Below are 14,784 nucleotides of genomic sequence, written 5' to 3' on the forward strand. Positions count from 1 at the left end.
GGAGGAGGAGATCGTGAAACGCCCTGATCTTTGAATTTCCTTTCCGTGTGGTCGGCAGTTGCCTGCCTCATCGGTCTGGAACTGTTTGTAGCCGCTAATGCGTGTCAGCGATTTGCGCTGAATCAAATGATTTATCCTCGACGATCGAAAAGTCGAATTTTCGGATGATCATTTGATTGATCAGAAAATGTGGATCGCGCCAACCGCGTCGTAACAGGGCGCGGCGATTGACGTTGCGCCGCCGAAGCGCTAAACGGGCCGCCAGTCATCGAACATGTCCGCGCGGGTTCGAACCCCGTCAAACGGTCGGGCACGAGACAAACACGAACGATCTAGACAAGGTTGATATGACGAGAGCTTCCTCTTCGGCGCCCTCCCAGCGCATGCTTCGCGTTGGCGAACAGGTCCGCGCCGCCATTACCAAGGTTCTTCAGCGCGGCGAAGTGCTCGATCCGCTGCTGGAGACGACCGTCGTCTCGATTTCCGAGGTGCGGATGTCGCCGGACCTGAAGGTCGCGACCGCTTATGTGACGCCGCTCGGCGACCGCGACCACGACGCGACGGTGCGCGCGCTGAACCATCATGCGAAGTTCATCCGCGGCCGCATCACGCGCGAACTCCGGCAGATGAAATACATGCCCGAGCTGCGCTTCCGTGACGACACGAGCTTCGAGAATTTCCGCAAGATCGACGAGCTTCTGCATTCGCCGGAAGTGGCGCGCGATCTCGATCACGACGACGACAACGAAGACAAAGAATAAGACCGGACATGGCACGACAGAGAAAACCCAAGGGCCGTCCCGTTTCCGGTTGGCTGATCCTCGACAAGCCCGTCGATTTCGGCTCGACCGAGGCCGTCTCCAAGATCAAGTGGCTGTTCAAGGCGCAGAAGGCGGGCCATGCCGGCACGCTCGACCCGCTGGCCTCCGGCATGCTGCCGATCGCCCTCGGCGATGCGACCAAGACCGTGCCCTATGTCATGGAAGGCCGCAAGATCTACGAATTCACCGTGACCTGGGGCGAGGAGCGGGCGACCGACGATCTTGAGGGCGATGTCACCGAAAGCTCGGACAAGCGCCCGGCGCGGGCCGACATCGAGGCCTTGCTTGAAAAATACACCGGCGTGATCGAGCAGGTGCCGCCGCAGTTCTCCGCCATCAAGATCGACGGCGCCCGCGCCTATGACCTTGCGCGCGAGGGCGAGACGGTCGAGATCCCGACGCGCGAGGTCGAGATCCACCGGCTGACTCTGATCGGCTGCCCGGACGAGAACTCGGCGGATTTCGAGGTCGAGTGCGGCAAGGGCACCTATGTGCGCGCGCTTGCCCGTGACATGGGGCGCGACCTCGGTTGTTTCGGCCATATCTCGGCGCTGCGCCGTCCGTTTGTCGCCCCGTTCTCCGAGGATATGCTGGTTCCGCTCTCGGAATTGACGGCGCTGGAGGACATCGAGGATGATTCCGAGCGCTTTGCCGCATTGGAAGAATTCCTTGTCGATACCTCGGAAGCGCTGACGAGCCTGCCGCATGTGCCGGTGACCGACGAACAGGCGCGCCGCCTCAAGCTCGGCAATCCGATCATCCTGCGCGGCGCGCATGCCCCGGTCGAAGAGCCGGAGGCCTACGCTTCCGTCGGCGGGCGTCTGGTTGCCATCGGCGAGATCGCGCAGGGGCAGTTCCGTCCGCGCCGGGTATTCGGCTGATCATTTACCCGAAGTCGCGATCTGATGCGCCAGCCGCGTGAACAGGCCGGCCGCCTTCGTTTCATCGATGGCGGCCTTGTCGTTTATGGTCACGGAGAGGCAGAAGCGGCTGCCGTCGCCGGCCGTCAGGTCCGCCGTCAGGTTCAGCACGCCGGTCTCGCTGCCGCCCTTGTAGGCGACCGATTGCCAGTCGCCGGCGCGCACCGGGCCGGGATTGACGGAAAAGACATCCGCCGCGGCGACCGCGTGCATCAGCGCGCACAGTTTTTCGTTGGAAAGAGACCATTCGACGCCGGTCGCCATTGGCCCCGTCACGGCGGAGACGGGCGGCAGCGGGCCCGAAGCTGCCTTCTCGGCAATCGCCGGCTTCTCGTTGTCGGGCGCAGCGTTGTAGTCCCGCGCAAGCGCGGGATCGGCCTTCAGCGCGAAGGCCTGACGGGTGGTGAGAACGGTCGGAAGGCCGAGGGCATGCGCGACGCGATCGGCGCCGAGGACGCGCATCAGCATATCGGTCGCGGTGTTGTCGCTTTCGGCGATCATCAGCGTTGCCAGCGTATGCAGCGTCAGCGGCGATCCGTCCGGAAAATTCTGCAGGCGGCCGGTTGGCAGGGATTTGTCCTGCGGCTGCAGAGTGGCGATGTCCCGCCAGTCGCTTCCGCCTGCATCGATATCCTCGAGCAGAACCTTGAGGATGCCGAGCTTGAAGGCCGAGGCGACCGCAAGCGGCGCATCCGAGTGTCTGTCGAAGAGCGTCTTTCCGTCCGACGTCACGAGATAGGAGACCGTACCCGGCATGGCCTCGAAGGCGGCAAGCGTGGCTTCCGGGCCGGCGGTCAGGGCCTCCGGCGGGCTGAAGAACAGGCCGAGGATCTTGCCGTCGTCATCGAGCGAGATCTCGACCGGGATTTCGTGGGTCTCCGTACGGATCATATAGGCGCCCTTGTCGCCCGTGACCGAGAGCGCCGGACCGGTCTGCTCGACGAGGCGGTCGACAAGAGCGGTCAGCTGCGCGTCCGGTACCGCCCGCGCGAAGCTTTCGGAGACCAGCGCGCCCGCATCCTGCGGGTTCTGCCAGAGCGTCTCGATGGCCTTGATTTCGGCCGGGCCCGCGATTGCCTGCGTTGCCGTCGCGAGCGCCGTCATTGCGCCGGCGGCGATGATGTTGCGAAATGCCATAGGGGTTGATCCTTCCAGTGCGTGCAGACTGTCGCATGCCGTTCCTCGCCATGCAACGCGGCGTGGTGAGCTGGGGCCGGGAGGCTTGGTCGAAAAATCGTTTTAAATTATCTTGACGTAAGCTACGTTCCGTAAGGCGCGTTGCCGGGTAGGAGGTCCCGCATTCATGTCTCAATACGTCATCATGACGGTCAATTTTGCCGGTTTGATGGCCCTGACGGCGATCGCCTTCGGCCTGGTGCTGAAATCGGTTGCCGGCCGTCCCGCACAGCAGGTGCTGTTTGGCCTCGTGTTGGGGCTTGGCGCAGCCTTCGTCTCGCTGCAGCCGATCATGTTCGTCAACGGCCTGCAGATCGATCCGCGCAATCTCTTCGTCGGCTGCGCCGGCGCCTTCGCGGGGCCTCTCGGCGGGGCCATCAGTTTCGCCATCGCTGCGGCAACACGCTATTATGAGGGCGATCCATCCGCCTATGTCTGCGTGCTGTCCCTGTTTCTTGCAACGGCGGCGGGCCTTGCCTGGCGGTCCCTGTGCTGGAATCGCGGGCAGGTGGGGGCGGTCCATCTGTTGCTTCTCGGGCTCGGCATCAGCCTGTCCTATGTCTGCACCTTCCTCTTGCCGCGCGAGAACTGGGGGACGGTGTTTTCCTCGGCCATCCCGTTCCTGACGACGACCAATGTGATCGGCACCCTGGTCCTCGGCGGCTTTCTCGAGAGGGAAAGGCGACGCAGGCTGCGCGAGGACCATCTCAAGGATCAGGCCTCCGTCGATCCTTTGACCGGTCTCAAGAACCGCAGGGCCTTCGAGGCTGCCTACGAGACGACCGTGCTGCCGCAGTCTGCCACGCTCGGCGTGGCGTTCCTCCTGATCGACCTCGATCATTTCAAACAGGTGAACGATACCTATGGCCATGCGACCGGCGACCGCGTGCTGGTCGGCGTTGCCGAGAAGCTCGTCGCGCGGCTGAGGGATTTCGATCTGACCGCGCGTTTCGGCGGCGAGGAGTTTGCCGTCTGTCTGCCCGACACCGGTCGGGAGGATGCGATGATGATTGCCCAGCGACTGCGCCGTGCGGTTGTCGAGGTCGGCAAGAGCGCCGACGCGCCCGGCCTGACGACGAGCATCGGCATCTGCTGGACCCCGTCTCCGATTGCGATGCGAAGGGCCTTCGATATTGCCGACGGGGCCCTCTATCAGGCCAAGCTGCATGGTCGCGATCAGGTGGTTCTTGATGACGCCGATGCCGCCGGGACCGCGCGGCTGCCGTCCGCCGTTGCTGCGGGTGAGGCCGACCGGCCCGTGCCCGCCTGAATGGCGGAATGGCCGGCCGGGCTTGGCTCTCGACAATCCCGCGCTTTTGCCCTATATGGCGGCCAGCATTGGAATAAATGCGTTTAAACGGCCCTTGCTGGACGACATCCCGGCCCGGGCGACCCAAAACACCCTCATTTCGAAAGGATGACCTGATGTCGATTACTGCCGAGCGCAAGGCCGCACTCATCAAGGAATTCGCAACCAAGGAAGGCGACACCGGTTCGCCGGAAGTCCAGGTTGCGATCCTCACCGAGCGGATCACCAACCTGACCGAGCACTTCAAGGACCACAAGAAGGACAACCATTCCCGCCGTGGTCTGCTGACGCTGGTTTCGACCCGCCGTTCGCTGCTCGACTATCTGAAGCGCATCGACGAAAGCCGTTACACGACCCTTATCGGTCGTCTGGGCATTCGCCGCTAAGCCGCATGACCGGCGGGCGCCTCGCGTCCGCCGCTTTTATTTCGCGCATCACATGCGCCGGTCCCAAGCCGTGGCGGGCGAAGGGATCTGAAAGGCGAAGCCGGGATGATGGCATTCCGGTTCCGCGCAAGCCGTAACGGACCTGTCATGGGGCAGGATTGCTGGCCGCTTCGATACCGGAAGCGGCGCGCTGTCTTGCCCGTGACGCGTCGAATGTAACGTCGAGATCGCGTTGCGCTCTTTTCATGAGGAAAGGGCAGCGCGCGCACTTATTGAAGGACAAGACATGTTCAACACCCACACAGTGGAAATCGAGTGGGCGGGACGCACGCTCAAGCTTGAGACCGGCAAGGTTGCCCGTCAGGCAGACGGCGCCGTTCTCGCGACCTATGGCGAAACCGCTGTTCTTGCCACCGTCGTTTCCGCCAAGGAAGCCAAGCCCGGCCAGGACTTCTTCCCGCTGACGGTTAACTACCAGGAGAAGACCTATGCGGCCGGCCGCATCCCCGGCGGCTATTTCAAGCGCGAAGGCCGTCCGAGCGAGAACGAAACGCTCGTCTCCCGCCTGATCGACCGTCCGATTCGCCCGCTCTTCCCGGAAGGCTACAAGAACGACACACAGGTCGTCGTCACCGTTCTGCAGCACGACCTTGAGAACAACCCGGACGTTCTGGCCATGGTCGCGACGTCGGCGGCGCTGACGCTTTCGGGCGTTCCCTTCATGGGCCCGATCGGCGGCGCGCGCGTCGGCTACATCAACGGCGAATATGTGCTGAACCCGCATATCGACGAAATGCCGGAGACCGCGCTCGACCTCGTCGTCGCCGGCACGGGCGATGCCGTTCTGATGGTGGAGTCGGAAGCCAAGGAACTGCCGGAAGACGTCATGCTCGGCGCCGTCATGTTCGGCCACAAGGGGTTCCAGCCGGTCATCGACGCGATCATCAAGCTCGCCGAAGTCGCCGCCAAGGAGCCGCGCGAATTCGAGCCGGAAGACCATTCCGCGCTTGAAGCCGACATGCTCTCCTTCATCGAAGGCGAACTGCGCGACGCCTACAAGATCACCGAGAAGGCCGCCCGCTACGCCGCCGTCGACGCCTGCAAGGCCAAGGTCAAGGAGCGCTATGCCCCGGCCGAAGGCGAAGAGGCGAAGTACACGGCCGAGGAAATTGGCGCCGTCTTCAAGCACCTCCAGGCCAAGATCGTCCGCTGGAACATTCTCGACACCAAGAGCCGTATCGACGGCCGTGACCTCGAGACCGTCCGCCCGATCGTCTCCGAGGTTGGCCTTCTGCCGCGCACCCATGGTTCGGCGCTGTTCACCCGCGGGGAAACGCAGGCACTCGTCGTCGCCACGCTCGGCACCGGCGAGGACGAGCAGTTCGTTGACGCGCTGACCGGCATGTACAAGGAACGTTTCCTGCTGCACTACAACTTCCCGCCCTATTCGGTCGGCGAGACGGGCCGCATGGGCTCCCCGGGCCGTCGCGAAATCGGTCATGGCAAGCTTGCGTGGCGCGCCATCCGCCCGATGCTGCCGACGGTGGAACAGTTCCCCTACACGCTGCGCGTCGTCTCGGAAATCACCGAATCCAACGGCTCGTCCTCGATGGCGACCGTTTGCGGCACCTCGCTGGCGCTCATGGACGCCGGCGTGCCGCTGGCAAAGCCTGTTGCCGGCATCGCCATGGGCCTGATCCTGGAAGGCGAGCGCTTCGCGGTTCTCTCCGACATTCTCGGTGACGAAGACCATCTCGGCGACATGGACTTCAAGGTTGCCGGCACGTCCGATGGCATCACCTCGCTGCAGATGGACATCAAGATCGCCGGGATCACCGAGGAGATCATGAAGGTCGCGCTCGGCCAGGCCCAGGGCGGCCGCAAGCACATCCTCGGCGAAATGGCCAAGGCCATCACCGAAGGTCGCGAGCAGCTCGGCGAATACGCGCCGCGTATCGAGATGATGACGATTGCCGTCGACAAGATCCGCGACGTGATCGGCGCAGGTGGCAAGATCATCCGCGAAATCGTTGAAAAGACCGGTGCCAAGATCAACATTGACGATGACGGCACGATCAAGATCGCGTCTTCCTCGGGCAAGGAGATCGAGGCCGCCAAGAAGTGGATCCACTCCATCGTCGACGAGCCGGAACTGAACGCCATCTACGAAGGCACGGTCGTCAAAACCGCCGACTTTGGCGCCTTCGTCAACTTCTTCGGCCCGCGTGACGGTCTGGTCCATATCTCGCAGCTTGCTTCCGAGCGCGTTGCCAAGACCACCGACGTGGTCAAGGAAGGCGACAAGGTCTGGGTCAAGCTCATCGGTTTTGACGAGCGTGGAAAGGTCAAGCTGTCGATGAAGGTCGTCGACCAGGAAACCGGCAAGGAACTGGCCAAACCCGAACGCAAGAAGGACGACGCCGCCGAATAAGGCGGCAAATTGTCAGGTGCCAACCTGCGGAGCAGTGATTCTCCCTTCAATCTCCCCCTTGAGGGGGAGATGTCGCGAAAGCGACAGAGAGGGGCAGGGGAATAGACCCGATGCTCCGCACTTGCCGATAGGGTTCACCCTCTCTGCCCCTGCCGGGGCATCTCTCCCTCAAGGGGAGAGATTGTGAGAGACACGGCCCGGCAGACCGACAATTCCAGGCGTGAGCAGCTGTGGCTCACGCCTTTTTCACAGGTGACATCATGGCTCGCGAGACGCTGAAAACACTCTTCCATCCCTTCGAAGGCGGCACGGTCGAGCCGGTCGCCGGCCCCGTGCTGTTTCTCGGCGCTGAAGCCGGCTATCGCCTGCCGGAAGGCTTCTCCGAAGATATCTCGGCCGTCCAGCCATTTCGCTCGCATTATGCCGCGCTTGAGCGGACAGGCGCTTCCGTTTCGCCGGAGGCGGGCGAGGGGCCCTATTCGGCGACGCTGATCCTTCTCACCAAGCATCGCGGCGAAAACGAAAACCGCGTAGCCGAAGCGCTGGAAAAAACCGTGCCCGGCGGCCTCATCGTCATCGCCGGCTCCAAGGAAGACGGCGTGCAGTCCATGCGCAAGCGTCTCGGCAAGATGTTTGCCGATCTGGAGGCCATGCCGAAATATCACGGCGTTGCGCTGTGGTTCACCCGTCCAGACGATGTAAGCGAGGCAGTTGCCGCATTCACCCATCCGACCGTGGAGATCGACGGCCGGTTCACCACCGTACCGGGTCTGTTTTCGCATGATCGCGTGGATGAAGGCTCGCGCATTCTGGCCGAACGTTTGCCGGAAGATTTTGCCGGTCTCGCGGCCGATTTCGGCGCGGGCTGGGGGTATCTCTCGGCCATGCTGGCGGAGCGGGCGCCGGGGACGGTCGGCATTGATCTCTATGAGGCGGACTGGCGCGCGCTGGAGCGGGCGAAGGTCAACCTTGCGGCGGCGGCACCCGCAACCCGCTTCTTCTGGCAGGACCTGGCCTCCGAACCGGTCAAGATCCGCTATGACCTGATCATCATGAACCCGCCCTTCCATACCGGAAAGGCAGCCGAGCCGTCGCTTGGCAAGGCATTGGTCAAGGCTGCCGCGACCGCGTTGAAGCCTGGCGGCCGGCTGTTGCTGGTCGCCAATCGAGGCCTGCCTTACGAGGAGGTGCTTTCCGAAAACTGCAAGAAGAGCGGCGAGGAATACCGCAACGCCCGCTTCAAGCTGCTCTGGGGCGCGAAGTAGGGCCTCGCGCCCTACTGTTCGCCAAGCTTGATCGACGGGTCATAGTCCTTGCCCTCGACTTCCTTCACCACGGCCTGGCCGCAATAGGTCTTGCCGAGAACCGGGTCATAGGTGAGCGAGGGGGAGCCATGGAGCTCCCAGCCCTTGTTCAGGGCTGCGGTAACCTTGTGGCAGAAGCTGGAGTCATCGGGGCCGGTGAGAAAGCGGTAGAGTTTCATTTGGTTTCCTGTTCGGATTTCTGTGCCTTGGCGAGAAGCGCCTCGGCCTGTTCAAGATGCAGGCGCTCGACCATGCGGCCGTCAAGATCGATGACGTTCAGCCCTTCCGCTTCCGGTTTCGCAAAGGCTTCAACGATGGCGCGTGCTTCGGCAAGGGCTGCTTCTGAAGGGCTGAAAAGGGCGTTTGCCGGCTCGATCTGGTTCGGATGGATCAGCATCTTGCCGTCAAAGCCCATGGCGCGGGCCTCCTCGCACTCAGTCGCAAAGCCTTCGCTGTCGGCGAAGTCATTATAGACGCCGTCGATCACGGCGATATCATAGGCGCGTGCGGCAAGCACAACCTGCATCAGCCATGGAACCAGATAGGCGCGGCCGGGCGCGGCGGCAACGCCGGTTGCCGATCTCAGATCATTGACGCCGACGATCAGCGCCTCGAGCCTGCCGCCGGCCGAGGCCTGTGAATAGGCGCCGGCGATGGCGGCGGCGTTGACGATGCCCGCCGGCGTTTCCAGCATGGCCCAGAGGCGAATGCGCAGCGGCGCGCCGTTCCGGGTCAGCATGGCGCTGGCGGCGGCCACATTGGCGATGGTTTCCACCTTGGGCAGCAGGATCGCGTCCGGCTGGCAGGCGAGCGCGGTTTTCATGTCCTCCTGGCCGGTCTCGGTATCGAGCGGGTTGATCCGGATCGCCGTGGTCACGTTCGCGGGGCGGCTCTGGGTGAAGAACTGCTCCAGGTTTTCGCGCGCCTCGGCCTTGCGGCCCGGCGCAACAGAGTCCTCGAGGTCGTAGATGACGGCGTCGGCGGCCAGCGTTTTCGATTTTTCCAGTGCGCGACGGTTCACGGCGGGCACCGACAGCGCGGAGCGCCAAAGCTTGATCTCTTTCACGGCCTTATTCCTAACAATATCCGGACTCATTCTCGTTCAAGTCACATCGAATTGAAGCTTTTCAAAATTCGTTCCGGCAATCAATGAGACAAAATGGCTCCGGCCTCTTGCGAAAGCCCTTGCGAAGCGCCAGATTAGCAAATGTGAAAGGAACTTGACGATGGAAAATATCCGCACTGTTTTCATGGCAATTGTCGGTCTGGCCGCCGTGGCGTTCGTGACTGTGTTTGCCGCTTCCATTGGCCTTGCCCTGATTGCCGTGCTCGCCGTTTTGACGGTCGCGCGGATGATCGCAGTCAAGCTCAACCATGCAACCGTGCCGGTCAGGACCCGTGACTGTCGCAAGCGCGACGGCATGCGCGTCTGGGACGATGGCCGCGGCAAGATCATCGACCTCTAGGGCCGAACCAGATCGTAATTGTTCCGGGCGGCCTTGGGCCGCCTTTCGGGTGCGTACCACAAGGTACCGTTTTTCGTTGAAATCGCCGGAAAAGCGCTTTAGATCAGGACGCGAAACAAGCTTCAATCGCGCTGAGGGATCAAGCATGGAAAAATTCGTCAAGCTGACCGGCGTTGCCGCGCCGCTGCCCGTGGTCAATGTCGACACCGACATGATCATTCCCAAGGATTACCTCAAGACGATCAAGCGCACCGGCCTTGGCAAGGGCCTGTTCGCCGAGGCGCGCTACCATCAGGATGGCACGGAAAACCCGGATTTTGTGCTGAACCAACCGGCCTATCGGAATGCCAAGATCCTTGTTGCCGGCGACAATTTCGGCTGCGGCTCCTCGCGCGAGCATGCGCCGTGGGCGCTGGCGGATTTCGGCATCCGTTGCGTCATTTCCACAAGCTTCGCCGATATCTTCTACAACAACTGCTTCAAGAATGGCATCCTGCCGATCATCGTGTCGCAGTCCGAGCTCGACAAGCTGATGGACGATGCCGAGCGCGGCTCGAACGCCGTTGTTACGGTGGACCTCGAGAATCAGGAAATCACCGGTCCGGACGGCGGCTCGGTCAAGTTCTCGATCGATCCCTTCCGCCGCCACTGCCTGCTGAACGGCCTCGACGACATTTCGCTGACGCTGGAAAAGGCCGACAGCATCGCAAGTTACGAAGACAGGCTCGCCGCCGAGCGCCCCTGGGCCTGATTATCCCGACGATATTACGCATTGCCTTGGAAAGGCCGGTCTTTCTCTTTGTTTGACGCATTTTCGCGGACGTCAGGTGTTACCACCTGACTGCGAAATGCTATGGCGATCGGCCTTTTTGTTGCGCTGCGGCTGTCCTCCTGGCTCAGCCAGAAGGTGATGCAGCCTAACAATAGTATTGTCGCTGCGTGCAATCTTTGATAGTATTTACGCGTGATGATGCTCTTGGAGGGTGCAGAATGTCGTACCGGATTTTCCTACTACCGGCTTTCCTGGTTACGCTTATGTCTTTTGCGCCCGCCGAAACGCAGGCACCTCAAGGCGCGCAGACCTCTCTCGGCGAGTGGGCGCGCGGCAAACTCGCCTTTACCTGTGCGTTCAAGAGCGAAGACGATGACGGTTTCGACAAGATTTGCATCTACGACTGTGCCGGCTGGACCAAGGAAATCAAAGTAGACACCTACGACGATTGCCCTTCATCCATCAGGGACTGAGGCAGTTCCGGCCGATCATGCCGGGCGCGGAGCCATCGCCCGGCACTCGTCTTTCAGATCGGCACGCCGAAATGGCGAAGGCCCTCGATCACGCCGTCGGCGATCTCGCCCTTTGCCTCGTAGATATCGCCATTGCCGCGGGCAAGCTCGCGCAGCTCGTCAAAGCCGTTGGCCGGAATGATGCCGCGCACGCCCGGAACCTCGAACATGGCTGCGTCATTGCCGGTGTCGCCGGCGACCGCCACCTCGTGATGGGCAATGCCCAGCCGGTCGCAGAGCCAGGAGAGGCAGGCGCCCTTGTCGGCCGCCCGCGGCAGGACATCGAGGTCGCGGTTCGACGAATAGACGAGCTTAACGTCGAGGCCCTCGGCGGACAGCGTCTCCCTGATCGCCGAAAGCCTGCTCTTCTTGGCATCGTTCAGATACCAGCTCGACTTGAAGTCATGCTGATAGCGCTTCGGCTGATAGCTGAGGTCGGGGACCTCTCCGAGAATCCGGGCGACCTTGACGGCATCAAAGCCCGCGCGGAGATGATCGTTGAAACCGTCCACCGCGCGATCGGCCTTGTGGTCGTGCACCATGGTGCCGACGCCGCCGATCAGAAAGTCGGGCTCGGGAAGCCCGGCCGCGCCGATCAGCGACCGGATATCGTCGACCAGCCGGCCGCTGTTATAGACGAGGATCGGCCGCTGTTCTTCCGGAATGGCCTCGAAAGCCTCCCGGAAGCTCGCCGTTGAACCATTGTCGCCGACAAGCGTGCCGTCGAGATCGGAGGAAAAAAGCCTGATTGCCATGCTCAGTCGCCGTCATTCCAGGGCTCTGCCCAGTCGCTGTCGGTCAAGGACTGGCGCATGGGACGGCCTTCCACCAGCGAGATCATCTGCTGGGCGATGCCGGTCCAGGTGAACAGGCTGCGCGCCTTGTGCGCGCCCATGCGGGCAAGGCGGTTGTAAAGCCTCTGGTGCTTGAACGGCTTCATCATCATGATGCCGAGGTCGTATTTGTCGAACGTATCGGCAAACAGGGCGTGGCGGCCGAAGGAAATGGCGCGGTAGAGCCCGCCATTGGTGGTCACGACCGTCGGCGTGCCGGAGGCCATCGCCTCGATCGCTGTCATGCCAAAGGGCTCGTAACGGCTCGAAAGCACGAACATGTCGGCCGCGCGGTAGATATCGGGCAACGCTTCGTCGGAGACATAACCGGAGAAGTGGACCTTCTCCTCAAGCCCGAGCGTTTTGACCTGGTCCTTCAGTTCACCGAGAATGCGCGTCTCGAGCTCGTCCATATCCTCGCCGCCGACGGCGAGATGAAGTTCTGCGTCGGGAACGCGCTCGGCCATCACCGAAAACGCTTCGATCAACAGGTCATAGCCCTTGTTGGTGGCGAGCCTGCCGAGCGACAGCACCGTCTTGCCCTTGAAGCCGAACTGTTCGCGCAGCATGTTGCGGGTGGCGCCGGAGACTGGATAGAAGCGGTTGTCGTCATAGCCGGGCGGAATCATGTAAACCCGGTCCTCTCGAATGCCGTAATCCTCCACCAGCATATCGACCTGGAGCGGGGTGGTCGCGATCACGCTGTCGCAGGCGCGGTAGATCTTGTTTTCATGCTTGATACGCTCGGTGAAGTTGAAGTCCTTCTCGAACTGCTCCTTCTGATCCGGGTAGTCGGTTTCCATCGTCCGCTTCTTCCACAGGCCAATCGAATGCGGCGTGTGGAGATGGGGAATGTGGAGCGCCTCGGCGAGTCGAAGGCCTGCATAGCCGGCGTCCCAGTAATGCGAATTGATGAAATTATAGCTCAGATCATGCTCGCGCATGTAGCGCAGCGCGTTCTCGCTCCACTCGAGCAGGTGCTTGTAAAGATATTCCTTGGGAATGAACTCCTTGCCGCCGCAGGGAATGCGCACGACGCGAACCCGCTCGTCCACTTCGTCGATTTCCGGCTGGTCCTCGAACCTGCGCGTATAGATGTCGACGGAGAAGCCGAGTTGCGCGAGCTTTTTTGACAGTTCGAGAATATAGACGACCTGGCCGCCGGTATCGGCAGCGCCAAGCGGAGGATCGGCCGCAACATAGCCGTGGGTGGAAACAAGAGCGATACTGGGAAATTTATCGGACTCGTTTATGTGAGCCATAATGGATCCTTCCTTGCAATACGTCGGGCGTCATCGCGCAGCGGTCGGTTTCTGTATCAAACATGATGGTCGACTGAAGTGAAACCTCCAGACAGAAGAAACGAAAGGGCGCACGCCCAGCGTTCAACTAACGCATCAATCGCGCTTTGGTTCCGAAGAAACTTGAGGAGCCCCGATTTATGTGAACAATGCGAAACACAATTCATGCCCTACAGGACTAACCATGCAGTTCAATGACGATCCGAAAGGCTTCCTGCGTTTTCTGTTCGATACGGCGGTGGCGGCCGCCGATCCGATGAAACAGGTATCCCGTTATCTCCCGGAGCCGCCGAAAGGCCGCACCGTGGTTGTTGGCGCCGGCAAGGGCTCGGCGCGCATGGCCGAGGCGCTCGAGGCCTGCTGGGACGGTCCGCTGGAAGGTGTGGTCGTGACCCGCTATGGCCACGAGGCGCCGTGCGAGAAGATCGAGATCCTCTCCGCCTCCCATCCCGTGCCGGATGCCGCCGGCGAACGCGCGGCCAAACGCATTCTGGAAACGGTCTCCGGCCTTACGGAGGACGACCTGGTCATCGTGCTGATCTCCGGCGGCGGCTCGGCATTGCTGTCCCTGCCGCCGGACGGTCTGACGCTCGAAGACAAGATTTCGGTGAACAGGGCGCTGCTCAGATGCGGGGCATCGATCGACGAGGTCAACTGCGTGCGCAAGCACCTGTCGGCCATCAAGGGCGGGCGGCTGGCCGCCGCCATCCATCCGGCGCGCTGTCACACGCTTATGATCTCCGATGTGCCGGGCGATGATCCGGCGATCATCGCTTCCGGGCCGACGGTCGGCGAGAGCACGACGGCCGAGGATGCGAAGGCGATCATCAGGCGCTACCGCATCGACCTGCCGGACCATGTCGCGCAGCATCTTGATTCTCCGCTTGCCGCGTGCGTGAAGCCGGACGACCCGCGTCTGGCAAGGACCGGGAACCATATCATCGCGACACCGCTGATGTCGCTGGAGGCGGCGGCCGAAAAGGCGCGGTCCGCCGGTCTCAACGTGCTCGTGCTGGGCGATACGATCGAGGGAGAGGCCAGCGAGGTCGGCATCGTCCATGCCGGCATCGCCGAGGCGATACACCATCACGATATCCCCATTGCCAAACCCGCGCTCGTCCTCTCGGGCGGGGAGACGAGTGTGACCGTAAAGGGCGACGGGCGCGGCGGGCGCAATGTCGAATTCCTGCTGTCGCTTGCGGTCCATCTCAACGGCCTTGCGGGCGTCCATGCGCTTTCCGGCGATACGGACGGGGTGGACGGGCGGGAGGAGGTCGCCGGCGCGGTGATCGACCCCGATACACTGAAACGGGCGCGCGAGGCCGGCATCGATGCGCGGGCGTCCCTTGAAAACAATGACGGCCACGGTTTCTTCGAGGCGCTTGGCGATCAGGTGATCACCGGGCCCACCCTGACCAATGTCAATGATTTCAGGGCGATCCTCGTTCTGTAAGCCGGCAGGTCTGTTTGCAGACGAAATATGCAACCATAGAGCGCTTCTGTGCGCGGCGCTTTACCGTTTGGTAACCATATTGCCACATTTTTTGATCAAG

15 protein-coding genes are annotated in these 14,784 nt (G+C 62.0%); 10 read left to right on the forward strand and 5 right to left on the reverse strand.

Translation table 11 applies throughout. The features are described from left to right. Positions 1-347 precede the first annotated feature (347 nt). Both rbfA and truB read left to right on the forward strand, forming a co-directional pair. A complete protein-coding gene (rbfA, locus tag JET14_RS04485; protein WP_200336983.1) occupies positions 348-761 on the forward strand; it encodes a 30S ribosome-binding factor RbfA in 414 nt (137 codons plus the stop codon). A gap of 8 nt (positions 762-769) precedes the next feature. Continuing rightward, complete coding sequence (gene truB, locus JET14_RS04490) at positions 770-1,702, forward strand: tRNA pseudouridine(55) synthase TruB (protein WP_200336984.1); 933 nt, start codon at positions 770-772, stop codon at positions 1,700-1,702. On the opposite strand, the gene JET14_RS04495 is transcribed toward truB, so the two are convergent. Continuing rightward, positions 1,703-2,878: a serine hydrolase gene (locus JET14_RS04495; RefSeq protein WP_200336985.1), complete on the reverse strand. Its 1,176-nt coding sequence runs from the start codon at positions 2,876-2,878 to the stop codon at positions 1,703-1,705. Positions 2,879-3,044: 166 nt separating this feature from the next. On the opposite strand from JET14_RS04495, the gene JET14_RS04500 reads away from it, so the two are divergent. The 4 genes from JET14_RS04500 to JET14_RS04515 all read left to right on the forward strand — a co-directional run bounded on the left by JET14_RS04500 (position 3,045) and on the right by JET14_RS04515 (position 8,308). Continuing rightward, on the forward strand, positions 3,045-4,187 hold the full coding sequence (locus JET14_RS04500) for a diguanylate cyclase (RefSeq protein ID WP_200336986.1): 1,143 nt from the start codon (positions 3,045-3,047) through the stop codon (positions 4,185-4,187). A 155-nt stretch (positions 4,188-4,342) separates the two neighbouring features. Beyond that, positions 4,343-4,612: a 30S ribosomal protein S15 gene (gene rpsO / locus JET14_RS04505; RefSeq protein ID WP_024708918.1), complete on the forward strand. Its 270-nt coding sequence runs from the start codon at positions 4,343-4,345 to the stop codon at positions 4,610-4,612. A gap of 286 nt (positions 4,613-4,898) precedes the next feature. Next, the gene (gene pnp, locus JET14_RS04510; protein WP_200336987.1) at positions 4,899-7,043 is read left to right on the forward strand and encodes a polyribonucleotide nucleotidyltransferase; all 2,145 of its coding nucleotides are present in this window, start codon (positions 4,899-4,901) and stop codon (positions 7,041-7,043) included. A gap of 260 nt (positions 7,044-7,303) precedes the next feature. Continuing rightward, a complete protein-coding gene (locus tag JET14_RS04515; RefSeq protein ID WP_200336988.1) occupies positions 7,304-8,308 on the forward strand; it encodes a class I SAM-dependent methyltransferase in 1,005 nt (334 codons plus the stop codon). 11 nt (positions 8,309-8,319) lie between these two features. Here the strand turns inward: JET14_RS04515 and JET14_RS04520 are convergent, their stop codons facing one another. Next, positions 8,320-8,526 (reverse strand): DUF1737 domain-containing protein, encoded by a 207-nt coding sequence (locus JET14_RS04520; RefSeq protein ID WP_200336989.1) that lies wholly within the window; start codon positions 8,524-8,526, stop codon positions 8,320-8,322. Continuing rightward, the gene (locus JET14_RS04525) at positions 8,523-9,443 is read right to left on the reverse strand and encodes an HpcH/HpaI aldolase/citrate lyase family protein (RefSeq protein ID WP_200336990.1); all 921 of its coding nucleotides are present in this window, start codon (positions 9,441-9,443) and stop codon (positions 8,523-8,525) included. Before JET14_RS04525 ends, JET14_RS04520 begins: the two co-directional genes overlap by 4 nt. A 130-nt stretch (positions 9,444-9,573) precedes the next feature. On the opposite strand from JET14_RS04525, the gene JET14_RS04530 reads away from it, so the two are divergent. The 3 genes from JET14_RS04530 to JET14_RS04540 all read left to right on the forward strand — a co-directional run bounded on the left by JET14_RS04530 (position 9,574) and on the right by JET14_RS04540 (position 11,058). Continuing rightward, positions 9,574-9,813 (forward strand): hypothetical protein, encoded by a 240-nt coding sequence (locus JET14_RS04530; RefSeq protein ID WP_200336991.1) that lies wholly within the window; start codon positions 9,574-9,576, stop codon positions 9,811-9,813. 145 nt (positions 9,814-9,958) lie between these two features. Beyond that, positions 9,959-10,564, forward strand: coding sequence for a 3-isopropylmalate dehydratase small subunit (leuD, locus tag JET14_RS04535; RefSeq protein ID WP_200336992.1), 606 nt, complete (start codon positions 9,959-9,961; stop codon positions 10,562-10,564). A 239-nt stretch (positions 10,565-10,803) separates the two neighbouring features. Next, a complete protein-coding gene (locus JET14_RS04540; RefSeq protein ID WP_200336993.1) occupies positions 10,804-11,058 on the forward strand; it encodes a hypothetical protein in 255 nt (84 codons plus the stop codon). 53 nt (positions 11,059-11,111) lie between these two features. Here the strand turns inward: JET14_RS04540 and JET14_RS04545 are convergent, their stop codons facing one another. Both JET14_RS04545 and JET14_RS04550 read right to left on the reverse strand, forming a co-directional pair. Continuing rightward, complete coding sequence (locus tag JET14_RS04545; protein ID WP_200336994.1) at positions 11,112-11,852, reverse strand: HAD-IIB family hydrolase; 741 nt, start codon at positions 11,850-11,852, stop codon at positions 11,112-11,114. Between the two features lie 2 nt (positions 11,853-11,854). Beyond that, positions 11,855-13,192, reverse strand: a complete 1,338-nt coding sequence (locus tag JET14_RS04550; protein ID WP_200336995.1) for a glycosyltransferase — start codon at positions 13,190-13,192, stop codon at positions 11,855-11,857. Between the two features lie 223 nt (positions 13,193-13,415). On the opposite strand from JET14_RS04550, the gene JET14_RS04555 reads away from it, so the two are divergent. After that, positions 13,416-14,684 carry a glycerate kinase type-2 family protein gene (locus tag JET14_RS04555; RefSeq protein ID WP_200336996.1) on the forward strand — a complete coding sequence of 423 codons (1,269 nt, stop codon included), beginning with the start codon at positions 13,416-13,418 and terminating at the stop codon, positions 14,682-14,684. Positions 14,685-14,784 lie beyond the last annotated feature (100 nt).

It is taken from the genome of Martelella lutilitoris (assembly GCF_016598595.1).
Taxonomy (GTDB): domain Bacteria; phylum Pseudomonadota; class Alphaproteobacteria; order Rhizobiales; family Rhizobiaceae; genus Martelella; species Martelella lutilitoris_A.